2 protein-coding genes (1 of these 2 running past the window's edge) are annotated in these 26,411 nt (G+C 75.6%); both read left to right on the top strand.

The genetic code is table 11. The features are described 5' to 3' along the window. Window positions 1-10,192, top strand: partial view of a type I polyketide synthase gene (locus tag ACIQVT_RS30180; protein ID WP_403761085.1) — the 3' portion only. 6,866 nt of this gene lie to the left of the window's left edge; the window shows 10,192 of its 17,058 coding nt (coding positions 6,867-17,058); its start codon lies beyond the left edge, outside the window; its stop codon occupies window positions 10,190-10,192. After that, on the top strand, window positions 10,170-26,411 hold the full coding sequence (locus tag ACIQVT_RS30175) for a type I polyketide synthase (protein ID WP_403761082.1): 16,242 nt from the start codon (window positions 10,170-10,172) through the stop codon (window positions 26,409-26,411). The genes ACIQVT_RS30180 and ACIQVT_RS30175 overlap by 23 nt, the downstream gene beginning before the upstream one ends.

Raw genomic sequence — 26,411 nt, 5'->3', positions numbered from 1 at the left:
CTGCGGCGAACCGCGGGTACGGCTCCGGGCGGAGGCGGCTCGGGGAGTCACGGGGGCTGAGGTGCCCCGGCTGGTCCGGGCCGGCGTACCGGCGGACCAGGGGGAGACGACCCGGCCGGGCCGTGCGCTGGACCCCGAGGGGACGGTCCTCGTCACCGGCGGCACCGGCACCCTGGGCGCGTTGACCGCGCGACACCTGGTCACGGACCACGGCGTCCGCCGGCTGCTGCTGCTCAGCAGGCGTGGGCCCGCGGCGGACGGCGCCCCCGCCCTGTCCGAGGAGCTGACCGCGCTCGGCGCCACCGTCACGCTCGCCGCCTGCGACACCGCCGACCGGGCCCAGCTGGCGGCCGTCCTGGACGCGGTGCCCGCCGCACACCCGCTGACCGCCGTCCTGCACACCGCCGGTGTCCTGGACGACGGCGTGGTCACCGCGCTGACCCCGGCGCGGCTCGACACCGTACTGCGGCCGAAGCTGGACGCGGCCCTGCTGCTCGACGAACTGACGCGGGACCTGGACCTCGCGGCGTTCGTGCTGTTCTCCTCGGCCGCCCACGTGTTCGGCAACCCCGGGCAGGCCAACTACGCCGCCGCCAACGCCTGCCTGGACGCGCTCGCCGCGCGCCGCCGGGAACAGGGGCTGCCCGGCGTCTCGCTCGCCTGGGGCCACTGGGAGCGGGCCAGCGGCATGACCCGGCACCTCGGCGCCGCCGACCTCAACCGCAACCGGCGGCTCGGCATGGCCGCGCTGTCCGAGGCCGAGGGCATGGCACTGCTGGACCTCGCCCTGCGCCCCGGCACCGGGCTGCCCCCCGCACTGGTGGCGGCGAAACTGGACCTGCCCGCGCTGCGCGTCGCGGCCCGCACCGCGCCCGTGGCGCCCCTGCTGCGGGGCCTCGCCCCCGCACCCCGCGCACTGGCCCGCGCCGGCGCCGCGGACGAGGGCAGCCTGCGCGAGCGTGTCGGCCGGCTGGACGAGGCCGCCCAGCGGGCACTGCTGCTGGACCTGGTCCGGCGCAACGCCGCCGACGTGCTCGGGCACGGCACCGCCGACGCCGTCCGCGCCGACCGGGCCTTCAAGGACGCCGGGTTCGACTCGCTGACCGCGGTGGAGCTGCGGAACCGGCTGGCGACGGCCACCGGGCTCACCCTGCCGTCGGCCGTCGTCTTCGACTATCCCAAGCCCGTCGTGCTCGCCGAGCACCTGCGCACCCGGCTCGCCGGCGACACAGCCTCCGCGTCCGCCGTGCTCGCGCCCGCAGTGGGTCCCGCCGCGCCCGACGAGCCGATCGCGATCGTCGCGATGGCCTGCCGCTTCCCCGCCGGGGTGCACAGTCCCGAGGACCTGTGGCGGGTCGTCGCCGACGGGGTCGACGCCGTCACGGAGTTCCCCGACGACCGGGGCTGGGACATCGACCGGCTGTACGACACCGATCCGGACAAGGCCGGCACGACCTACGTGCGGCACGGCGCGTTCCTCGACGACGCGCCCGGCTTCGACGCCGCGTTCTTCGGCATCTCCCCGAACGAGGCCCTCGCCATGGACCCGCAGCAGCGGTTGCTGCTGGAGACGTCCTGGGAGGCGTTCGAACGCGCCGCGATCGATCCGACCGGGCTCGGCGGCCGGGACATCGGGGTCTTCGTCGGCGTCAACAGTCACGACTACACCGTGCGGATGCACCACTCGGCCGACGCCGAGGGGTTCCGCCTCACCGGCGGCTCCGGCAGCGTAGTGTCGGGCCGCGTCGCCTACCACTTCGGCTTCGAGGGACCGGCCGTCACCGTCGACACGGCCTGCTCCTCATCGCTGGTCGCCCTGCACCTGGCGGCCCAGGCCCTGCGCAACGGCGAGTGCTCCATGGCGCTCGCCGGCGGGGTGATGGTGATGGGCAACGTCGAGACGTTCGTCGAGTTCTCCCGGCAGCGCGGCCTGGCCCCCGACGGCCGCTGCAAGGCCTTCGCGGACGGCGCGGACGGCACCGGCTGGTCCGAGGGCGCGGGCGTACTCCTGGTCGAGCGGCTGTCCGAGGCGCAGCGGCAGGGCCACCGGGTGCTGGCGGTGCTCCGGGGCAGCGCGGTCAACCAGGACGGCGCCTCCAACGGACTGACCGCCCCCAACGGGCCCTCGCAGCAGCGGGTGATCCGCAAGGCGCTGGCGAACGCCGGTCTCTCGGTGTCCGAGGTGGACGCCGTGGAGGCGCACGGCACGGGCACGGTCCTCGGCGACCCGATCGAGGCGCAGGCCCTCCTCGCCACCTACGGGCAGGACCGCGAGGAGCCGCTGTGGATCGGCTCGGTGAAGTCCAACCTCGGCCACACGCAGGCGGCGGCCGGCGTCGCCGGCGTCATCAAGACGGTCATGGCGATGCGGCACGGCCTGCTGCCCCGCACCCTGCACGTCGACCGGCCGTCCCGCCACGTCGACTGGTCGGCGGGCGCGGTGGAGGTCCTCACCGAGGCCCGCGCCTGGCCGGAGACCGGCCGCCCGCGCCGCGCCGGCGTCTCCGCCTTCGGCATCGGCGGCACCAACGCCCACGTGGTCCTGGAACAGGCGCAGGACGCACCGGCGCCGGCACCGGACACGGCCGCGGACGGCTCCTCCGGCGCCCCGCCCGTCCAGGCACCGGACACGGCCACGGACGGCTCCTCCGGCGCCCCGGCCGGCCAGGCGCCGCCCGCGGACGAGACCGCCGGCGGCCCCCATCTCTTCCCGGTCTCCGCCCGCACCCCCGCCGGTCTGCGTGGACAGGCCGGCCGGCTCGCGGACTGGCTCACGGACCGGACCGGGACACCGCTCCCCGCCACGGCCCACGCGCTCGCCACGGCCCGCGCCCACCTCGACCACCGCGCCGTCGTCGTTGCGGCCGACCGGCAGCGCCTCGTCGCCGCCCTGCGCGCGCTCGCCGACGGCACCACCGGCACGGACACCGTCATGGGCCGCCCGGCCGACGGAGAACTCGCCTTCCTGTTCACCGGGCAGGGCAGTCAGTGGCCCGGGATGGGCCGCGAACTCGCCGCCGCCCAACCGGTGTTCCGCGACGCCTTCGACGCCGCCTGCGCGGCCGTGGAACGGCACCTGGACGCACTCGCCCACCCCCTGAAGGACGTGGTGTTCGCCGAGCCGGGCACCGAACAGGCCGCACTGCTCGACCAGACCCTCTACACCCAGGCCGCGCTGTTCGCCCTGGAGACCGCGCTGTTCCGGCTGTTCACCTCCTGGGGCGTACGGCCCGGCCTGCTCGCCGGCCACTCGGTCGGTGAGATCGCCGCGGCCCACGCGGCCGGCATCCTGGACCTGGCGGACGCCGGTGAACTCGTCGCCGCACGCGGCAGGCTGATGCAGGCCCTGCCCGAGGGCGGGGCGATGACCGCCGTCGAGGCCACCGAGGCCGAGGTGGCACCCCTGCTCGCCCGGGCACCCGGCGTCGTCGGCGTCTCGGCGGTCAACGGCCCACGGGCACTGGTCCTGTCGGGCGCCGAGGACGCCGTTCAGGCGGTCGCCGGACGCCTCGCCCAGGACGGCCACCGCACCCGGCGGCTCCCTGTCAGCCACGCCTTCCACTCCGCGCTGATGGAACCGGTGCTCGACGAACTGCGCGCCGTGGCCGCCCGGCTCCGCTACCGGCCGGCCACCGTGCCGATCGTCTCCACGCTGACCGGCGCGCTCGCCACGGACAGGCTGCTCGCCACCCCCGACTACTGGGTGGACCAGGCCCGGCACGCCGTACGGTTCGCCGACGCCGTCACGACCCTGCGCGACCAGGGCGCCGTCACCCACCTCGAACTGGGTCCCGGCGGAGTCCTCAGCGCCATGGCCCTCGGCACACTCGGACCGGACAGCCGGGGCTGTGTCACCACGCTGCGCCGGGACACCCCCGAGGACACCGCCGTCCGTGCCGCGCTCGCCGAACTGCACGTACGGGGCGTGCCCGTCGACTGGACCGCCGTCCTCGGCCGCCCCGCACCGGCCGTCGGACCCGACCTGCCCACGTACGCCTTCCAGCACCAGCGGTACTGGGTGCGCGGCGACGCCCCCACCGACGCCGAGGCGCTCGGCGCCCGGGCCGCCGGCCACCCGCTGCTGGGCGGCGTCGTGGAGGTCCCCGGCACCCACGGCGGCACCGGCGTCGTCCTCACCGGGCGGCTGTCCGGGCGCGGCCCCGGCCGGTTTCCCGGCGTGCGCACCGACGAGGACACCACCGTTCCGGTGGCCGTGCTGCTGGACCTCCTGGTCCGGGCCGGTGACGAGGCCGGCGGCGGCACCGCCGACCGGATCACCGTCGACGCCCCCCTGGTCGTCCCCGCGCACGGGCACCTCCAGCTGCGCGTCTTCGTGGACGCTCCCGGCCCCGACGGCCGGCGTGACGTCACCGTGCACAGCCGCCCGGCCGGCCGGGCGGGTGAGCCGTGGCTGCGGCACGCCCACGCCACCCTCGTACCCGGCGTCCCGCAGCACGCGTCCGACCTGCGCGCCTGGCCCGCGGAGCCCGCCGAGGCCAGTGCCGTGCCCGGGGTGCGCGGCCTGTGGCGACAGTCCGGCGAGGTCCTCGCCGACATCGCGCTGCCGGACGACCTCGCCGAGGAAGCGACCGACTTCGCCCTGCACCCGGTACTCCTGGACACGGCCCTGCGGCTCGCCGCCGAGACCGCCCACGGTGACGCGTCCGCCGGCTCGCCGGGCGAGTGCGCCACCCTCGCCGTGTACGCGGAGGGCGCCACCGAACTACGGGTCCGCGTCACCCTCGCCGATGGCGGACACCTGGTGGAGCTGGCCGACTCCGACGGGCGGCCGGTGGCCCTGCTCGGCCCCATGACGTTCACGCGTACGAAGAGCACCGGGGAAACCGGGAACACCGGGATCGCGGAAGGCACCGAGGGCACCGAAGACACGCAGGGCACCGCATCTGCCGTCGTAAGCCCTCACCCCGGCACTCGCGGTGCCGCCCCCGCCCGGCGTGTCGTCCGCCGTGAACCGTCCGCCGGGGAGGAGGGGTTGGCCGCCCGGCTGACCGGTCTCGCCGTCGCGGAGCAGCGCCGGGTCCTGCTGGACCTCGTCCGGGAGAGCGCGGCCGTCGTGCTCGGCCACCAGGACAGCGACGGCTTCGACGAGGACCAGCCGTTCAAGAACCTCGGCTTCGACTCGCTCACCGCCGTCAAACTCCGCAACCGGCTGCACGACTTCACCGGCGTCAGCCTGCCCAGCAGCCTGGTCTTCGACCACCCCACCCCGGCCCGGCTCGCCGACCACCTGCGCGGCGAACTCCTCGGCGCCCGCCCGGAACCGGCCGCCGTCACCCGCCGGAGCACCGCCGACCCGGACGAACCCGTCGCCATCATCGCCATGAGCAGCCGGCTGCCCGGTGGCGTCGACAGCCCAGAGGAGCTGTGGCAGCTCGTCATGGACCGGCGTGACGCCATCTCCGCCTTCCCCACCGACCGCGACTGGGACACCGACCGGCTCTACCACCCCGACCCGGCCCACCCCGGCACCAGCTACACCCGCGCCGGCGGCTTCCTGCACGACGCCGCCCGGTTCGACGCCGGACTCTTCGGGATCTCCCCGCGCGAGGCCCTCGCCATGGACCCGCAGCAGCGGCTGTTGCTGGAAACCTCCTGGGAGGCCATGGAGCGGGCCGGCATCGACCCGCTGTCCGCCCGCGGCCAGGACATCGGCGTGTTCACCGGCATCGTCCACCACGACTACGTGACCCGGCTGCGCGAGGTGCCCGAAGACGTCCAGGGCTACGTCATGACGGGAACGGCGTCCAGCGTGGCCTCGGGCCGGGTGTCGTACGTCTTCGGCTTCGAGGGCCCCGCGGTCACCGTCGACACCGCCTGTTCCTCCTCCCTCGTCGCGATGCACCTCGCGGCCCAGGCCCTGCGCAACGGCGAGTGCTCCCTCGCCCTCGCCGGCGGAGCCACCGTGATGGCCAGCCCCGACGCCTTCCTGGAGTTCTCCCGGCAGCGCGGCCTGTCCGCCGACGGCCGCTGCAAGGCGTACTCCGCGACGGCCGACGGCACCGGCTGGGCCGAGGGCGTCGGCGTGGTCCTGCTGGAGCGGCTGTCGGAGGCCCGCCGCAACGGGCACCGGGTGCTGGCGGTGCTGCGCGGCAGCGCGGTCAATCAGGACGGCGCCTCCAACGGCCTGACCGCACCGAACGGCCCATCCCAGCAGCGCGTCATCCGCAGCGCCCTCGCGGCGGCCGGGATCGGACCAGCCGACGTGGACGTGGTCGAGGGCCACGGCACGGGCACCACCCTGGGCGACCCGATCGAGGTCCAGGCGCTCCTCGCCACCTACGGCCAGGACCGCGAGCGGCCGCTGTGGCTAGGCTCGTTGAAGTCGAACATCGGGCACACGCAGGCCGCCGCGGGTGTCGCCGGTGTCATCAAGATGGTGGAGGCGCTGCGGCACGGCGTGCTGCCGCCGACCCTGAACGTCACGGAGCCCACCCCGCAGGTGGACTGGTCGGCCGGCGCCGTCGAACTGCTCACCGAGGCCCGTGAGTGGCCCCGCGACGACCGCCCGCGCCGGGCCGCGGTCTCCTCGTTCGGTGCGAGCGGCACCAACGCGCACGTCATCCTGGAGGAGGCACCCGACATCCCGGACGAGGAACCCGACACCGCGCCGGACTCCGGAACGGTGACCCGGCCGCAGGTTCCCGCCGGTGTCGTCCCGCTGGTGGTGTCGGCCCGCAGCGCGGCCTCGCTCGCGGCCCAGGCCGGCCGTCTGGCGGCGTTCACCACGGACACCGGCGCGGCCCCGGCCGAGATCGCGGGCGCGCTCGTCACCCGGCGGGCCCTGCTCTCCGAGCGGGCCGTGGTCGTCGCCGGCTCCCGGGCCGAGACGGTGGCGGGGCTCGGCGCGCTGGCCCGCGGCGGAAGCAGCCCCCTCGTCGTGAGCGGAACCGTCGCCGGCACCGGCGGCCCCGGCAGGACCGTACTGGTCTTTCCCGGCCAAGGTTCGCAGTGGCTGGGCATGGGTCGGGAACTCCTCGACTCCGCAACGGTGTTCGCGCAGCGGGTGGAGGAGTGCGCCCGGGCTCTGGAGCCGTGGGTGGACTGGGACCTGAAGGCCGTGCTGCGCGGTGAAGTCGACCTGCTGACACGGGTGGACGTGGTGCAGCCGGCGAGTTTCGCCGTGAATGTGGCCCTGGCGGCGGTGTGGGCGTCGGTGGGTGTGGTCCCGGACGCGGTGGTCGGTCACTCGCAGGGCGAGATCGCCGCCGCCTGTGTGGCGGGTGCGCTGTCGCTGGAGGACGCGGCCCGGATCGTGGCCGTACGCAGTCAGGTGATCGCGGGGGAGTTGGCGGGCCGGGGCGGTATGGCCTCCGTGGCCCTGCCCGAGGCCGACGCCGCCGCCCGGATCGCGCCCTGGGACGGCCGGGTCGAGGTCGCCGCCGTCAACAGTCCGTCCTCGGTGGTGATCGCGGGCGACGCCGAAGCCCTGGATGAGGCGTTGGCCGCGTTGGAGACGGACGGGGTGCGGGTCCGCCGCGTCGCCGTGGACTACGCCTCCCACACCCGCCATGTCGAGACGATCGAGCAGGCGTTGGGCAAGGCCTTCGCCGACATCGTCTCCCGGGCGCCGGTGGTGCCCTTCTTCTCCACGGTGACCGGCGAATGGGTGCACGACGAAGGTGCGTTGGACGGCGGCTACTGGTACCGCAACCTGCGTAACCAGGTCCGCTTCGGGCCCGCCGTCGCCACCCTCCTCGCCGAGGGCCACACGGTGTTCGTCGAGTCCAGCGCCCACCCCGTGCTCCTCCAGCCGGTCAACGAGATCTTCGACGAGGCGGCCGACGACAGCGTCCGCCTCCGTGCCGTCGCCGCCGGTTCGCTGCGGCGCGAGGAGGGCGGTCCGCGGCGGCTGCTGGCGTCGATGGCGGAACTCTTCGTCAGGGGCGTGCCGGTCGACTGGACCGGTGTGCTGCCCGAGGGCGCCGAGGCCGCCGACGTGGACCTGCCGACGTACGCCTTCGACCGGCAGCACTTCTGGCTGCGCGAGGCGGAGACCGGCGCGGACACCCCGGCCGCCGAGGGCGCCGAGACCGACTTCTGGTCCGCCGTCGAACAGTCCGACGCCGACTCCCTCGCCGACCTCCTCGACCTGGCCGCCGCCGACCACCGCGAGGCGCTGCGCACGGTCGTCCCCGTGCTGGCCGACTGGCGCGGCCGGCGGCGCGAGCGGTCGGCGGCGGAGAAGCTGCGCTACCACGTCACCTGGCGGCCCGTGGACCAGGAGGGCACCGGTGTCCCGGCCGGTACCTGGCTGGCCGTCGTACCGGCGGCGCCGCGGACCGGGTCGGTACCGGCCGAGCTGCTGCGGGAACTGACCGCGCAGGGACTGGACGTCGTCCCGCTGGAGATCGCCGTGGCCGACGCCACCCGCGACCGGCTCGGCGAGCGGCTGTCCGCCGCCCTAGCCGAGCACACGGTGACCGGTGTGCTGTCCCTGCTCGCGCTCGACCCCGTCGGTGACGACGACGGGGACGCCGAGGACGCCCTCCGGGACCCCGTCCCGCTGACGGCGGCCACCGTCGCGCTGGTGCAGGCCCTCGGCGACAGCGGTGCCACCCAGCCGCTGTGGTGCCTCACCCGGGGCGCGGTCGACACCGGCATCCAGGACACCGTGACCGCGCCGGCGCAGGCGGCCGTCTGGGGCATCGGCCGGGCCGCCGCCCTGGAACGCGGTGACCGCTGGGGCGGGCTCGTCGACCTGCCCGCCACCCCCGACACCCGGACCGTCCGGTACCTGCTCGGCGCGCTCGCCGCCGGCGACGACGACCAGCTGGCCGTGCGCCGCTCCGGCGTGCACACCCGCAGGCTGTTGCGCAAGAGGGCCCCCGACCCGGTCGCCGGCTCCGGCCGGCAGCCCGGCGGCACCGTCCTGGTCACCGGCGGCGCCGAGGGCCTCGGCCGGCACGCCTCCCTGTGGCTGGCCCGGTCCGGTGCCCGGCGGCTGCTCGTCACCACCACGGCCGCCGCACCCCCGGAAGCCGTCGACGCGCTCCGCGCCGAGGTGACCGCGCTCGGCACCGGCACCACCGTCGAGACGTGCGCCGACACCGACCGGACCGCCGTCGAGCGCCTGCTCGCGGAGTCCCCCGGCGACCAGCCGCTCACCGCGGTCGTGCACACCGCCGACCTCGCCCGCACCAGCACCGTGGACGACACCGGCGTACCCGAACTCACCGAGGTGTTCTCCGCCAAGGTGGACACCGCCCGATGGCTCGCCGGACGGTTCGCGGACACCCCGCTCGACGCGTTCGTGGTGTTCTCCTCCATCGCCGGTGTCTGGGGCGGCGGCGGGCAGGGACCGTCCGGCGCGGCCAACTCCGTGCTCGACGCCCTCGTGGAGTGGCGCCGCGGCCACGGGCACACCGCCACCGCGATCGCCTGGGGCGCCCTCGACGAGGTCGGCGTCGGCATGGACGAGGACACCCTCACCCAGCTCCGCCGGCGCGGTGTCCTGCCCATGGCCCCGCACATCGCCGTCACCGCCCTCGAACAGGCCGTCCGGGCCCGGGAGAAGGCCGTCACCGTGGCCGACATGGACTGGGACGCCTTCGTCCCGGCGTTCACCTCCGTCCGGCCCAGCCCGCTCCTCGCCGACCTGCCCGAGGCGCTGGCCGCCCTCAGGGCGACCCAGCCGGACACCGGCGACGGCGACACCACCGCCGGTCTCGTGGAGTCCCTCCGCGACGTCCCCGAAGCCGACCAGAACCGTCTCCTGCTCCGGCTGGTCTGCGGACACGCCGCCACCGTCCTCGGACACAGCGGCGCCGAGAGCATCGGCGCCCTCCAGGCCTTCCAGGAGGTCGGCTTCGACTCGCTGGCCGCCGTCAACCTGCGCAACAGCCTCCACGTGGCGACCGGCCTGCGGCTGCCCGCCACCCTCATCTTCGACTACCCCACGCCGGACGCCCTCGTCGGCTACCTCCGCGCCGAACTGCTGCGGGACGCCGACGACGGGCTCGACGGACGGGAGGACGACCTCAGGCGGGTCCTCGCCACCGTCCCCCTCGCCCGGTTCCGCGAAGCCGGCGTGCTGGACACCCTGCTCGGCCTCGCGGACACCGGGGACGCACCCGCGTCCGACGCGGCGGACCCGGCCGAGGACGACGAGAGCCTGATCGACGCCATGGACGTTGCCGACCTCGTGCAGCGTGCTCTGGGCGGGACGAGCTGACCCCATGACAGCGGACGCACCTCGGAGGACGGATATGTCGGGCCCGGACGACCAGATCGTCAACGCGCTGCGCGCCTCCCTCAAGGAGAACGCGCGGCTCCAGCAGGAGAACAGCCGACTCGCGGCGGCCGCTGCCGAACCCATCGCCATCGTCTCCATGGCCTGCCGGTACGCGGGAGGCATCCGCACCCCCGAGGACCTGTGGCGGGTGGTGACCGACGGCACCGACGTGTACACCGCCTTCCCCGACGACCGCGGCTGGGACCTGGAGGGGCTCTACCACCCCGACCCGGACAACCCCGGCACGACGTACGTCCGCGAAGGCGCCTTCCTCCACGAGGCCGCCGAGTTCGACGCCGCCTTCTTCGGCATCTCGCCGCGCGAGGCCCTCGCCATGGACCCGCAACAGCGCCAGCTGCTCGAAGTGGCCTGGGAGACCCTGGAACGCGCCGGCATCGACCCGCACTCCGTGCGCGGCAGCGACACCGGCGTCTTCGCCGGCATCGTCCACCAGGACTACGCCCCCGACCTCAGCGGCCACGAGGGCTACCTCAGCCTGGAACGGGCCCTGGGCACCGCGGGAGGTGTCGCCTCCGGCCGCGTCGCCTACACCCTCGGCCTGGAGGGGCCCGCCGTCACCGTCGACACCATGTGCTCGTCCTCCCTCGTCGCCATCCACCTCGCCGCCCAGGCGCTGCGCCGCGGCGAGTGCTCCATGGCGCTCGCCGGCGGCTCCACCGTGATGGCCACCCCCGGCGGCTTCGTCGGCTTCGCCCGCCAGCGCGGCCTCGCCTTCGACGGCCGCTGCAAGTCCTACGCGGCCGCCGCCGACGGTTCCGGCTGGGCCGAGGGCGTCGGCGTGGTCCTGCTGGAGACGCTGTCGCGGGCCCGGGAGCGCGGCCACCGCGTCCTCGCCGTGATCCGCGGCTCCGCCGTCAACCAGGACGGCGCCTCCAACGGACTGACCGCCCCCAACGGCCCCTCCCAGCAGCGCGTCATCCGCAAGGCGCTGAGCAGCGCCGGGCTGAGCACCGCCGACATCGACATGGTCGACGGCCACGGCACCGGCACCGTCCTCGGCGACCCCATCGAGGCGCAGGCCATCCTCGCCACCTACGGCCAGGACCGCCCCGCCGGGCAGCCGCTGCGGCTGGGCTCCGTGAAGTCCGTCATCGGTCACACCCAGGCCGCCTCCGGTGTCGCCGGCGTCATCAACATGGTGCAGGCCCTGCGCCACGGGCTCATGCCGGCCAGCCGCCACATCGACGCCCCCACCCCGCAGGTCGACTGGTCCTCCGGCGCCGTGGAACTGCTCACCGAGGCCCGGGAGTGGCCCGGGACCGACCGGCCGCGCCGCGCCGGCGTCTCCGCGTTCGGTGCCAGCGGCACCAACGCCCACCTGATCCTGGAGCAGGCCCCCGAGAAGGACGCGCCGGCCGCCGCCGAAGTGCCGGGCGGCGCCGTGCCCCTGGTGGTGTCGGCGTCCTCCACCGCGTCGCTCACCGGGCAGGCCGGCCGCCTCGCCGCCTATCTGGAGGGCACGGACGCCCCCCTCGCGGACGTCGCCGGCACCCTCGCCACCCGGCGGGCCGTCCTCGGCGAACGCGCCGTCGTGGTCGCGGACACCCGGGAGGAGGCCCTGGCCGCGCTGACCGCCCTTGCCCACGACGAGCGGGCCCCCGGCACCCTCCGGGGCACCGCGGGCGCCGCCGGGGTCGGCCGGACCGTCCTGGTCTTCCCCGGCCAGGGCACCCAGTGGACCGGCATGGGCCGCGAACTCCTCGACACCTCACCGGTGTTCGCCGACCGCGTCGAGGAGTGCGCCCGGGCCCTGGAACGCTGGGTGGACTGGGACCTGAAGGCCGTGCTCCGCGGCGACGCCGACCCCGGCCTGCTGACCCGGGTCGACGTGGTGCAGCCCGCCGGCTTCGCCGTCATGATCGGCCTGGCCGCCGTGTGGGCGTCCGTGGGTGTCGTCCCGGACGCGGTGGTCGGCCACTCGCAGGGCGAGATCGCCGCCGCCTGCGTCGCCGGCGCCCTCACCCTGGACGACGCCGCCCGCATCGTCGCCGTCCGCAGCCAGGTCATCCGCGGGCGGCTCGCCGGACTGGGCGGCATGGCCTCCGTAGCCCTCACCGAGGACGACGTCACCGCCCGGCTGGAGCGGTGGGCCGGCCGGGTCGAGGTGGCCGCGGTCAACGGCCCGGCGTCCGTGGTGATCGCCGGTGACGCCGAGGCCCTCGACGAGGCCCTGGACACCCTGGAGGACCAGGGCGTGCGGGTACGGCGGGTCGCCGTGGACTACGCCTCGCACAGCCGGCACGTCCAGGCCGTGCGGGAAACCCTCACCGACGCCTTCGCGGACATCCGCGGCCGGGCCCCCGCCGTCCCGTTCCTGTCCACCGTCACCGGCGAATGGGTGCGCGACGCGGACGTCCTCGACGGCGGCTACTGGTACCGCAACCTGCGCGAGCAGGTCCGCTTCGGCCCCGCCGTCGCCACCCTCCTCGCCGAGGGCCACACGGTGTTCGTCGAGTCCAGCGCCCACCCCGTCCTCGTCCAGCCGGTCACCGAGATCGCCGACGCGGCCGACGCCGTCGTCACCGGCTCCCTGCGCCGCGACGACGGCGGCCCGCGCCGTCTGCTCACCTCCATGGCAGAGCTCTTCACCGGGGGCGTGCCGGTCGACTGGAGGGCCGTCCTGCCCGAACCGGCCCGCACCGCCCACGTCGACCTCCCGACGTACGCCTTCGACCGCCGCCGGTACTGGATCCAGCTCACCCCCGACGGCGGTGACGCCGCCTCCCTCGGTGTCACCGGCACCGACCACCCGCTGCTCGGCGCGATGGTGCCGCTGCCCCAGACCGACGGACTGGTCCTCACCTCCCGGCTCTCCCTGCGCACCCACCCCTGGCTGGCCGACCACGCCATGCAGGGCGTCGTCATCGTCCCGGGCACCGTCTACGTCGACCTCGCGGTGCGCGCCGGCGACGAGTTCGGCTGCGGCACCCTGGAGGAGCTCGTCATCGAGGCACCGCTGGTGCTGCCCGCGCGGGGCGGCGTCCGCGTCCAGGTCGCCGTCGGCGGCCCCACCGCGAACGGCGCGCGCACCGTCGACGTGTACTCGCTGCGCGAGGACGCCGACGACGACGGGCACGGCGAGTGGACCCGGCACGCCACCGGCCTGCTGTCCAGCGCACCCGCCCGGTCCACCGCGCCCGCCGCCGACTTCACCGCCTGGCCGCCGCCCGGCGCCGAACCCGTCCCCATCGACGGCTTCTACGCCGATCTCGTCGCCCGCGGCTACTCCTACGGCCCCGCCTTCCAAGGCCTGCGCGGTGTGTGGCGGCGCGGCGAGGAACTCTTCGCCGAGGCGGCCCTGCCGCCGGACCACCGGGAGAACGCCGACAAGTTCGCCATCCACCCGGCACTCCTGGACGCCGCCCTGCACACCAACGCGTTCGCCGACCCGGACGACGACCGCAACGTGCTGCCGTTCGCCTGGAACGGCCTGGTCCTGCACGCCGAGGGCGCCTCCGTCCTGCGGGTGCGGGTCGCGCCCGCCGGCCCCGACGCCCTGTCGTTCCAGGCCGCCGACGAGACCGGCGCCCTGGTCCTCACCATGGACTCCCTGGTCTCCCTGCCGGTCTCCGCCGAACAGCTCGGCGCCGCGGCCGGCGGCAACCAGGACGCCCTGTTCGCCGTCGACTGGGTGGCGCTGCCCGCCGCCGAGGGCGTCACCGCCGCACCCGCCTGGGTAGCCGTCGCCGACGCCGGTGCGGTGCGCGCGCTCGCCGCCCGCGACGGCGTGCCCGCCGCGGCCGTCCTGGACGCCCACAGCGACGGCGCCGACGCCCAGACGCTGACCTGCCGGGTGCTGGACGTCCTCCAGGCCTGGCTGACCGCACCCGGTCTCGAAGCCGCCCGCCTGGTCGTCGCCACCCGGGGAGCGGTGCCCGCCGGCGGCGACACCACGGTCACCGACCCGGCCGGCGCCGCCGTATGGGGCCTGGTCCGCGCCGCCCAGGCCGAGAACCCCGACCGGGTCGTCCTCGTCGACCTCGACCCGGCCACCGCCGCCGGCGCCGGCCCCGCCCTCGCCCGGCTCCTCGCCACCGGTGAACCGCAGCTCGCCGTCCGCGGCACCACCCTGTCGGCACCCCGCCTGATCCGCGCGGACCAACCGGACCCGACCACCGGGCCCACCCCTGAGGCCGACCCGACCACCGGCACCACCCCCGGGGCCGACCCGGCCGCAGGCTCCATATCCGGGACCGACCCCGCCGACGGCCCCGAAACCCCGGTACCCGGGCCCACGTTCGACCCCGACGGCACCGTCCTGGTCACCGGCGGCACCGGCTCCCTCGGCGCGCTCGTCACCCGGCACCTCGTGCGACGGCACGGCGTACGCCACCTGGTGCTGGCCGGCCGGCGCGGGCCCGACGCCCCCTCAGCCGCCGCCCTGACGGCCGACCTGACCGCGCTCGGCGCGGACGTCCGCGTCGTCGCCTGCGACGTCTCCGACCGGGACGCCGTCGCCGCGCTGCTGCGCGACCTCCCGGCCGGCCGGCCGCTGACCGGACTGGTCCACCTCGCCGGCATCCTCGACGACGGTGTGATCGGCGCCCTCACCGAGGAACGCGTCGCCGGGGTCTTCGCCCCCAAGGCCACCGCCGTACGGCACCTGGACGAGCTGACCCGGGAACTCGCTCCCGACCTGCGCTCGTTCGTGGTGTTCTCCTCCGCGGCCGCCCTCCTCGGCTCCGCCGGCCAGGGCAACTACGCGGCCGCCAACGCCTTCCTGGACGCCCTCATGGCCCACCGGCGCGCGGCGGGGCTGCCCGGCGTCTCCCTCGCCTGGGGTCTGTGGGAGCAGAGCGCCGGCCTGACCGCCCACCTCAGCGAGACCGACCAGGCCCGCATGAGCCGCGGCGGAGTCCTCGCCCTCACCGCCGACGAGGGCCTCGCCCTCCTCGACACCGGCCTGCACGCCGACCGGGCCCTGCTGGTCCCCATCAAGCTGGACCTGCGCGCGCTGCGCTCCGACGCGGCCTCCGGCTCCACCGTGCCGCACCTGCTGCGCAACCTGGTCCGGGCCGGCCGGCGCTCCGCCCGGGCCACCGCCGGTGACGGCAGCGCCCTCCTGCGCCGCCTCGCCGGTCTCCCCGAGGCTGAGCAGGAGACCGTCCTGCTGGGCGTCATCCAGGCCGAGGCCACCGCCGTCCTGGGCTTCAGCGGACCCGAACTCGCCCAGGGAACACGCGGGTTCGGAGACATCGGCTTCGACTCGCTCACCGCGATCGAGCTGCGCAACCGGCTGTCCGCCGCCACCGGCGTCAAGCTGCCCGCCACGCTCATCTTCGACTACCCCACGCCGGTGGCGCTCGCCCGCCATCTGCGGGAGGAACTGGGCGAGAGCACGGCCGGCACCGCCGCCCCCACGGTCGTCGCCACCGATCCGGACGAGCCCGTCGCCATCGTCGGCATGGCCTGCCGGCTGCCGGGCGGCGTCACCGACCCGGCCGGGCTGTGGCGGCTGGTCCTCGACCGCCGCGAGGGCATGTCGGGCTTCCCCGACGACCGCGGCTGGAACCTGGACCAGCTGTTCGACGCCGACCCCGACAAGGCCGGCACCTCCTACGTGCACCGCAGCGGATTCCTCCAGGGCGCCGCCGAGTTCGACGCCGACTTCTTCGGCATCTCGCCCCGCGAGGCCCTTGCCATGGACCCCCAGCAGCGGCTGCTGCTGGAGGCGACCTGGGAGGCACTGGAGAACGCCGGCATCGACCCCGGCTCGACCCGCGGCGCCGACGTCGGCGTCTTCTCCGGCGTCTCCATCCACGACTACCTGGAGTCCCTCAGCAACATGCCCCCCGAGCTGGAGGGCTACGTCACGACCGCCACCGCGGGCAGCGTCGCCTCGGGCCGGGTGTCGTACGCGTTCGGCTTCGAGGGTCCCGCGGTCACCGTCGACACGGCCTGTTCCTCCTCGCTCGTCGCCATGCACCTGGCGGCCCAGGCGCTGCGGCAGGGGGAGTGCTCGTTGGCGCTGGCCGGCGGGGTCGCCGTGATGGGCTCGCCCATCGGCGTGCTCGGCATGTCCCGGCAGCGAGGTCTGGCCGCGGACGGCCGGGTCAAGGCGTTCTCGTCGGGCGCCGACGGCACCGTCCTGTCCGAGGGCGTGGGCATCGTCGTCCTGGAACGCCTGTCGGAGGCCCGCCGCAACGGGCACCGGGTGCTGGCGGTGCTGCGCGGCAGCGCGGTCAACCAGGACGGCGCCTCCAACGGCCTCACCGCCCCGAACGGCCCGTCCCAGCAGCGGGTGATCCGCCGGGCGCTGGCGGCCGCCGGTCTGTCAGCCTCCGACGTGGACGCGGTCGAGGCGCACGGCACGGGCACCGCGCTCGGCGACCCCATCGAGGCGCAGGCCCTGCTCGCCACCTACGGCCGCGACCGCGAACAACCTTTGTGGCTGGGCTCGTTGAAGTCCAACATCGGGCACACCCAGGCCGCCGCCGGGGTGGCCGGTGTCATCAAGATGGTGGAGGCGCTGCGCCACGGCGTCCTGCCGCCCACCTTGAACGTCACCGAGCCCACCCCGCAGGTCGACTGGTCGGCCGGCGCCGTCGAGCTGCTGACGGAGGCCCGCGACTGGCCCGAGTCCGGCCGCCCGCGCCGGGCCGGCGTCTCCTCCTTCGGCATCAGCGGCACCAACGCGCACCTCATCCTGGAGCAGGCCCCCCAGGAGCCGCCCGCGCAGCCGGCGGCCGAGTCCGACGGCCCGGTGCCGCTGGTGGTGTCGGCGGCCTCCGACGACTCACTCGCCGGCCAGGCACAGCGCCTCGCCGAATTCACGGCGGACACCGACACCCCGCTCGCGGACATCGCCGGCGCCCTCGTCACCCGCCGGGCCGCACTGTCGGAACGGGCGGTGGTGGTCGCCGGTTCGCGCGCGGAGGCGGTGGCCGGGCTGACGGCCCTTGCGGCCGGCGAGTCGGCCACCGGACTGGTGACCGGCCACTCGGGCGCCGGAGGACGGACGGTGCTGGTCTTCCCCGGCCAAGGCTCGCAGTGGACCGGCATGGGCCGCGAACTCCTCGACGCGTCACCGGTGTTCGCCGAACGGATCGAGGAGTGCGCCCGGGCCCTGGAGCCCTGGACCGACTGGGACCTGAAGGCGGTGCTGCGCGGCGACGCCGACGACGCGCTCCTCGCCCGGGTCGACGTCGTCCAGCCGGCGAGCTTCGCGGTGATGATCGCACTGGCGGCCGTCTGGGCCTCGGTGGGTGTGGTGCCGGACGCGGTGGTCGGTCACTCGCAGGGCGAGATCGCCGCCGCCTGTGTGGCGGGTGCGCTGTCGCTGGAGGACGCGGCCCGGATCGTGGCCGTACGCAGTCAGGTGATCGCGGGGGAGTTGGCGGGCCGGGGCGGTATGGCCTCGGTGGCCCTGCCCGAGGCCGACGCCGCCGCCCGGATCGCGCCCTGGGACGGCCGGGTGGAGGTGGCGGCCGTCAACAGTCCGTCCTCGGTGGTGATCGCGGGCGACGCCGAAGCCCTGGACGAGGCGTTGGCCGCGTTGGAGGCGGACGGGGTGCGGGTCCGCCGCGTCGCCGTGGACTACGCCTCCCACACCCGCCATGTCGAGACGATCGAGCAGGCGTTGGCGGACGCCTTCGCGGACATCGCCGGCCGGGCGCCGCTGGTGCCGTTCCTCTCCACGGTGACCGGCGAATGGGTGCGCGAGGCGGGCGTCCTGGACGGCGGCTACTGGTACCGCAACCTGCGCAACCCGGTGCGCTTCGGGCCCGCCGTCGCCACCCTCCTCGCCGAGGGCCACACGATGTTCGTCGAGTCCAGCGCCCACCCCGTCCTCGTCCAGCCGGTCGCCGAGACCGTGGACGACACCCGCGCCGACGCCGTCGTCACCGGCTCCCTGCGCCGCGACGACGGCGGCCCGCGCCGGCTCCTCACCTCGATGGCCGAGGTCCACGTCAAGGGCGTACCCGTCGACTGGACCGGTGTGCTGCCCGAGGGCGCCGGCACCGGCCACGTCGACCTGCCGACGTACGCCTTCGACCACCGCCCCTACTGGCTGACGACCGCCCCGGCCACGGACGCCGCGTCGCTCGGCCAGGCCCCGGCCGACCACCCCCTGCTGGGCGCGGTCGTCCCGCTGCCCCAGTCGGACGGGCTGGTCCTCACCTCCCGCCTCTCCCCGCGCACCCACCCCTGGCTGGCCGACCACGTCGTCGGCGGGGCGGTCGTCGTCCCGGCCGCCGCGCTGGTCGAACTGGCCCTGCGCGCCGGCGACGAGGCCGGCACCGCCACCCTGGACGAGCTGACGGTCGAGACCCCGCTCGTCCTGCCCGAGGACGGCGGCATCCGCGTCCAGGTCGCCGTCGGCGGCCCCGACGGAACCGGCTCCCGGACCGTCGACGTCTACGCGGCCGGCGAGGGCCACGAGGCCGGCCCCTGGACCCGCCACGCCACCGGACGGCTCTCGCCCGCCCCGCTCACCGCGCCCGGCGCGGGCGCCGACCTGACGCTGTGGCCGCCGACCGGCGCCCGCCCGGCCGACACCGACGAGTTCTACGACGACCTGGCCCGCCTCGGTCACCCCTACGGCCCCGCCTTCCGGGGCGTACGGACGCTGTGGCGGCGCGGCGACGAGGTGTTCGCCGAGGTCGCCCTGCCCGAGGAACGACTGGCGGGCGCCGAGCGGTTCGGCATCCACCCGGCGCTCCTCGACGCCGCCGTGCAGTCCGGGCTGCGGCACGCGGCCACGGCCGACCCTGACGGCGGCGGGCAGCGGTTGTGGCAGCCCGCCGCGTGGCGGGGCCTGACCCTGCACGCCACGGGCGCCACCCAGCTCCGCGTGCGGCTCGCCCCCGCCGGGGACGGGCGCCTGTCGCTGGAGGCCGCGGACGGCACCGGCGGTCTCGTCGTCACCCTGGACGCCCTCGGCTTCCTGCCGGTCGCCGCCGACCGGCTGACGGCGGCCCCCGCCGACGGCCACTCGCTGTTCCACGTCGACTGGACGGAGCTGCCGGCACCCGCCCCCGAGACAGGGCAGGTGCCGCCGTGGGTGCCGCTGTTCCACGCGGACGAGGTCGGGATCCTCGCCGCCGCGGTGACCGGGCCGGTGGTCGCCGTGGTCGAGGCCGTCACCGCCGAGGACGGCGCGGACGGCGCTCTCGCCCTGACCGACCGGGTGCTCGCCATGCTCCAGGCGTGGTTCGCCGCACCCGCCCTGGAGGAGTCCCGGCTGGTGCTCCTGACGCGGGGGGCGGTCCCCGCCGGCGACGACGGCACGGTGACCGATCCGGCCGGCGCCGCCGTGTGGGGCCTGGTCCGGGCGGCGCAGGCCGAGAACCCGGGCCGGATCGTCCTGATCGACACGGACACCGACCCCGACATCGCCTACGGCACCGCCGTGGAACCCCTCCTCGCCGCCGTCCTGGCCTCCGGGGAACCGCAGGTCGCGGTGCGCGGCGCGGCGCTGTCGGTACCGCGTCTGGTGCGGGCCGAGCCTGCCGCAACGGAGTCGGCCGGGACCGGGTCGGCCGCAACGGAGTCGGCCGGGGTCGGGTCGGCCGCAACGGAGTCGGCCGGGGCCGGGTCGGCCGTGGTGTTCCGTCCGGGGGGCACGGTGCTGGTGACGGGTGGTACCGGTTCGCTGGGCGCGCTGGTGGCCCGTCATCTGGTCGTACGGCACGGGGTACGGCACCTGGTGCTGGCCGGGCGGCGCGGCGCGGAGGCCGAGGGCGCGCAAGCGCTGGCGGCCGAGCTGGGGGAGCTGGGCGCGGAGTCGGTGTCGCTGGTGGCCGCCGACGTGTCCGACCGCGCGCAGGTCGCCCGGCTCCTGGACGCCGTACCCGAGGAGCATCCGCTGACGGGTGTCATCCACACGGCCGGTGTCCTGGACGACGGCGTGATCGCCGCCCTCACCCCCGCACGGATGGCGGGCGTCTTCGCCCCCAAGGCCGCGGCCGCCGCCCACCTGGACGAGCTGACCCGCACCCTGGACCTGACCGTGTTCGCCGTCTACTCCTCCGGCGCCGGCCTGTTCGGCTCGGCCGGTCAGGGCAACTACGCCGCCGCCAACGCCTACCTCGACGGCCTGATGGCCCGCCGCCGCGCCGCCGGACTGCCCGCGCTCTCCCTCGCCTGGGGCCTGTGGGAGCAGACCACCGGCCTGACCGCCCACCTCAGCGAGACCGACCAGGCCCGCATGGGCCGGGGCGGTGTCCGCGCCCTGACCCCCGAGGAGGGCCTCGCCCTCTTCGACGCGGCCCTCGCCGCCGACCGGGCCCTCGTCGTCCCGATCAAGCTCGACCTGCGGGCCGCCCGCGCCGACGCCGCGTCCGGCGGCACAGTGCAGCCCCTGATGCGCGCACTCGTCCGCGTCACCCGGCAGGCCGTCCGGACTGCCACCGCGGACCGCGCCGGCGGCGGCCTGGCCGACCGGCTCGCCGGACTCGGCCCGGACGAGCAGGAGGCACTGCTCCTCGACGTCGTCCGCGGCCAGGTCGCGGCCGTCCTCGGGCACGCCGGCGCCGACCAGGTCAGGGCCGACAAGGCGTTCAAGGACGCCGGGTTCGACTCCCTGACCTCCGTCGAACTGCGCAACCGCGTCCGCGAGGCCACCGGCCTGATCCTGCCGACCACCGTCGTCTTCGACTACCCCACCCCGCTCGCCCTCGCCCGCCACCTGCACACCCACTTCGGGCACGTCACCGCGGCACCCGCCGGCCCGGAACCGGCCGTCACCGCGGCCGATCCCGGCGAGCCGATCGCGATCGTCGGCATGGCATGCCGCCTGCCCGGCGGCGTCACCGGCCCCGACGACCTCTGGCAGCTGGTGTCGGAGGGCCGGGACGCGATGTCCGGCTTCCCGTCCGACCGCGGCTGGGACCTGGAGGGCCTCTTCGACTCCGACCCCGCGCGCGTCGGGACCTCCTACGTCGACCAGGGCGGCTTCCTGCACGACGCCGGCCTGTTCGACGCGGCCTTCTTCGGTATCTCGCCGCGCGAGGCACTGGCGATGGACCCGCAGCAGCGTCTGCTCCTGGAGACCTCATGGGAGGCACTGGAACGGGCGGGCATCGACCCGACCTCCCTGAAGGGCACCGACGTCGGCGTGTTCTCCGGCGTGATGACCCAGGGCTACGGCTTCGGCGGCGAACTCCCGCCCGAGCTGGCCGGGTTCACCGCGACCGGCTCCGCGGGCAGCGTCGCCTCCGGCCGGGTGTCGTACGTCTTCGGCCTCGAAGGCCCCGCCGTCACCGTGGACACCGCCTGCTCCTCCTCCCTGGTCGCGCTGCACCTGGCGGCGCAGGCCCTGCGCAACGGCGAGTGCTCCATGGCCCTCGCCGGCGGCGCCACCGTCCTCGCCAACCCGTACACGTTCGTCGAGTTCTCCCGCCAGCAGGCCCTCTCGCCCGACGGCCGCTGCAAGGCCTTCGCGGACGGCGCGGACGGCACCGGCTGGGCCGAGGGCGCGGGCGTCGTCGTGCTGGAACGGCTGTCGGAGGCCCGCCGCAAGGGCCACCGGGTGCTGGCGGTCGTACGCGGCAGCGCCGTGAACCAGGACGGCGCGTCCAACGGACTGACGGCGCCCAACGGGCCCTCGCAGCAGCGGGTGATCCGCAAGGCGCTGGCGAACGCCGGTCTCTCGGTGTCCGAGGTGGACGCCGTGGAGGCGCACGGCACGGGCACGGTCCTCGGCGACCCGATCGAGGCGCAGGCCCTCCTCGCCACCTACGGGCAGGACCGCGAGGAGCCGCTGTGGATCGGCTCGGTGAAATCCAACCTCGGCCACGCCCAGGCGGCGGCCGGCGTGGCCGGCGTCATCAAGACCGTCGAGGCGCTGCGGCACGCGGTACTGCCCCCCACCCTCCACGTCGACCGGCCGTCGACCGAGGTCGACTGGTCGGCGGGCGCGGTGGAGGTCCTCACCGAGGCCCGGGCCTGGCCGGAGACCGGCCGCCCGCGCCGCGCCGGCGTCTCCGCCTTCGGCGTCAGTGGCACCAACGCCCACGTCATCCTGGAACAGGCGCCCGAGGAGGAGACGGCCGCGCAACCGGTGGCCCCCGCCGACGGCGTGTTCCCGCTGGTCGTCTCGGCCCGCGGCGCCGACGCCCTGGCCGCGCAGGCCGGCCGGCTCGCCGGATTCACCGCCGCCACCGACGCCCCGACGGCGGCCGTCGCCGGGGCGCTCGTCTCCCGACGGGCGGTGCTCCCCGAACGGGCCGTGATCGTCGTCGGTTCGCGCGCGGAGGCGGTGGCCGGACTGACGGCACTGGCGGCCGGTGAACCGTCCCCGGCCGTCGTCACGGGCACCGGCAGCGCCACCGGCACGGTCGTCGTGTTCCCCGGCCAGGGCGCCCAGCGCCTCGGCATGGGACGTGAACTGTACGACCGCTACCCGGTGTTCACCGGCGCCTTCGACGAGGCCTGCGCCGCGCTCGACGCACAGCTGACCGGCTGGACGGACCATCCCGTCAAGGACGTCGTCCTCGGTGACGTCGGCAACGCCGCCGCCGGCCTGCTGGACCAGACCGTCTTCACGCAGGCGGGACTCTTCGCCGTGGAGACGGCCCTGTTCCGGCTCGTGGAGTCCTGGGGCGTACGGCCGGACGCGGTGATCGGGCACTCCATCGGCGAGGTCGTCGCCGCGCACGTCGCCGGTGTGCTCTCGCTGACGGACGCCGCGACCCTGGTCGCCGCCCGCGGCCGGCTCATGCAGGCCCTGGCACCGGGCGGCGCGATGGTCGCGGTCGCCGCCGGTGAGGCGGAGATCGCCGGCCACCTGGGCGCGGGCGTGGACCTCGCCGCGGTGAACGCACCCGGCTCGGTGGTGCTCTCCGGCGACGAGGACGCCGTCATGACCGTCGCCGGGAAGCTGCGCGAACAGGGTCGTCGCGTGAAGCGGCTGACCGTCTCCCATGCTTTCCACTCGGCGTCGATGGAGCCGATGCTGGCCGAGTTCGGCGAGGTGTTGGCGGGCCTTGCGTGGCACGAACCGAGGATCCCGGTGGTGTCGAACGTGACCGGGCAGGTCGCCGATCCCGGCCTGTTGACCGAGCCGGCCTATTGGGTGGACCACGTCCGTCGCCCGGTCCGCTTCGCCGACGGTGTCGCCGCGTCGGGTGGGTCGGTGTTCTTGGAGCTGGGCCCTGGTGGCGCCTTGACCGGTGCCATCGCCGAGTCCGCCGGTGAGGACGCGGTGAGCGTGCCCGCCCTGCGCGACGACCGCGGCGAGGCACAGACCCTCCTGCTGTCCGTCGCCGAACTCTTCGTACGCGGTACGAAGGTGGACTGGGCTGCCGTCCTCCCCGAGGGCGCCACCGAGGCGTACGTCGACCTGCCGACGTACGCCTTCGACCACCACCACTACTGGCTGCGGACGACTCCCGTCACCGACGCCGTCGCGCTCGGGCAGGGCGCGGCGGACCACCCGTTGTTGGGGGCGGTGGTGGAGGTGCCGGAGACGGGTGGGGTGCTGTTCACCTCGCGGCTGTCCCTGCGCACGCATCCGTGGCTGGCCGATCATGCCGTGGGTGGGGTGGTCCTGGTGCCGGGCACGGGGTTGGTCGAGTTGGCCGTCCGGGCCGGTGACGAGGTCGGTAGCGGTGTGCTGGACGAACTCGTCATCGAGGCTCCCCTCGTCGTGCCGGAGCAGGGCGGGGTCCGGGTGCAGGTCGCCGTCGGCGGACCGGACGAGGGCGGAGCGCGTACCGTCGCCGTGTACTCGGCGCGGGAGAACACCACCGGCGAGATCGGCCCCGAGACCTGGACCCGGCACGCCACCGGCACCGTCACGGCGTCCGCGGCGGACACACCCGCCTTCGACACCACGGTCTGGCCACCCGCCGGAGCCGAACCGGTCGACGGCGACACCACCGCCTTCTACGCGGACCTGCTGAGCCACGGCTACGCCTACGGCCCGGCGTTCCAGGGGCTGCGCGCGGTCTGGCGGCGCGGCGAGGAGATCTTCGCCGAGGTCGCCCTGCCGGACGACCACCGCGACGAGGCCGCCCGGTTCGGACTCCACCCCGCCCTGCTCGACGCGGCCCTGCACACCGATGCCTTCGCCCAGCCGGCCGACGGGCACAACGTCCTGCCGTTCTCCTGGACCGGACTCCAACTGCACGCCGCCGGCGCCGCGTCCCTCCGGGTGCGCGTCACACCCCGCGGAACCGACGCGCTGTCCCTCGCCGCGGCCGACGACAACGGCGCTCTCGTCCTGACCGTCGACTCGGTGACCTTCCGCCCGGTGGACGTCGGACAGCTCGACGCCGCCGCGACGGCGGGCGAGGACCGCGACGCCCTGTTCACCGTGGCCTGGACCGACCTGCCCGCACGGACCCCGGCGGCGGACACGGCACCTGCCTGGGCGCGGGTCGCCACCGCGGCCGAGGTCACCGCGCTGAGGAGCGAGGTGTCCGAGGCCGCCGTCCTGGACGTCCGGGGCGCCGGCGACGGCGACGCGGAGGCACTGGCCCGGACCGCCGCCGCCCTGGAGGTCGTCCAGGCCTGGCTCGCCGACGAGGACGCCGAGAACGCCGAGGACGCGCGGCTGCTCGTGGTGACCCGGGGCGCGGTGCCCGCGGGCGGTGCCACCACGGTGATCGACGCGGCCGGTGCCGCCGTCTGGGGGCTGGTCCGGGCGGCGCAGGCCGAGAACCCGGACCGGATCGTCCTGCTCGACCTGGACCCGGCGACCGACCCGGCCACCGACGAACCGTCCGACGACCTCCTCGCCGCCGTCCTGGCCTCCGGGGAACCGCAGGTCGCGGTGCGCGGCGCGGCCCTGTCGGTACCGCGTCTGGTGCGGGCGGAGCCGGCCGCAACGGAGTCGGCCGGGGTCGGGTCGGTCGTGGTGTTCCGTCCGGGGGGCACGGTGCTGGTGACGGGTGGTACCGGTTCGCTGGGCGCGCTGGTGGCCCGCCATCTGGTCGTACGGCACGGGGTACGGCACCTGGTGCTGGCCGGGCGGCGCGGCGCGGAGGCCGAGGGCGCGCAAGCGCTGGCGGCCGAACTGGCGGGGCTGGGCGCGGAGTCGGTGTCGCTGGTGGCCGCCGACGTGTCCGACCGCGCGCAGGTCGCCCGGCTCCTGGACGCCGTACCCGAGGAGCATCCGCTGACGGGTGTCATCCACACGGCCGGTGTCCTGGACGACGGCGTGATCGGCGCCCTCACGCCCGAACGCCTCGCCCGGGTCTTCGCACCCAAGGTCAGCGCCGTACGACACCTGGACGAGCTGACCCGCACCCTGGACCTGACCGTGTTCGCCGTCTTCTCCTCGGCGTCCGGCCTGTTCGGCTCGGCCGGTCAGGGCAACTACGCCGCCGCCAACGCCTACCTCGACGCGGTCGCCCACCAGCGCCGGGCCGCCGGCCTGCCCGCCACCTCGCTCGCCTGGGGCCTGTGGGAGCAGACCAGCGGCATGACGGCCCACCTGGGCGCCGCCGACCAGGCCCGCATGAGCCGGGGCGGCGTCCTGCCCATCGGCCCCGCCGAGGGCATGCGCCTCCTCGATGCGGCCCTGGACACCGGCGAGGCCCTCGTCGTCCCCATCAAGCTGGACCTGCGGGCGCTGCGCGCCGACGCCTCGGCGGGCCGCGCCGTACAGCCCCTGCTGCGCGGCCTGGTCCGCACCGGCCGCCAGCCGGTCCGCACCACCGCCGGGGACGACGGCGGCCTCACCCGCCGGCTCGCCGGACTCGCCCAGGCCGAACAGGAGGCCCTGCTCCTGGACCTCGTGCGCGGCCAGGTCGCGACCGTCCTCGGCCACACCGGGGCGGAGCGCGTGGGAGTCGAGACGGCGTTCAAGGACGCCGGGTTCGACTCGCTCACCTCCGTCGAACTGCGCAACCGGCTCCGGGAGACGACCGGGCTCAAACTGGCCGCCACGGTCGTCTTCGACCATCCCAACCCGCTCGCCCTGGCCCGCCACCTGCACGCGGCACTGGGCACCACCGACGACGCCCTGTCGCTGGTGCGCGAAAGGATCGAGGACATCGAGTCCCTGATCGCCGGACTGCTGTCCGACGAGGCCAAGAAGGCCGACATCGTGCTTCGCCTCCAGGGCCTGGTCGCGAAGTGCAACGGAGCGGTCGAGGACACACAGGGTTCCGCCGTGGCGGAACAACTGGAATCCGCCTCCGCCGATGAGGTCCTCGACTTCATCAACGACGAACTCGGAATCTCCTGA

This window comes from Streptomyces sp. NPDC100445 (assembly GCF_044759735.1).
Taxonomy (GTDB): domain Bacteria; phylum Actinomycetota; class Actinomycetes; order Streptomycetales; family Streptomycetaceae; genus Streptomyces.
The sequence above is the reverse complement of the archived record's forward strand: the minus strand, read 5'-3'. Positions and strand labels throughout refer to the sequence as shown.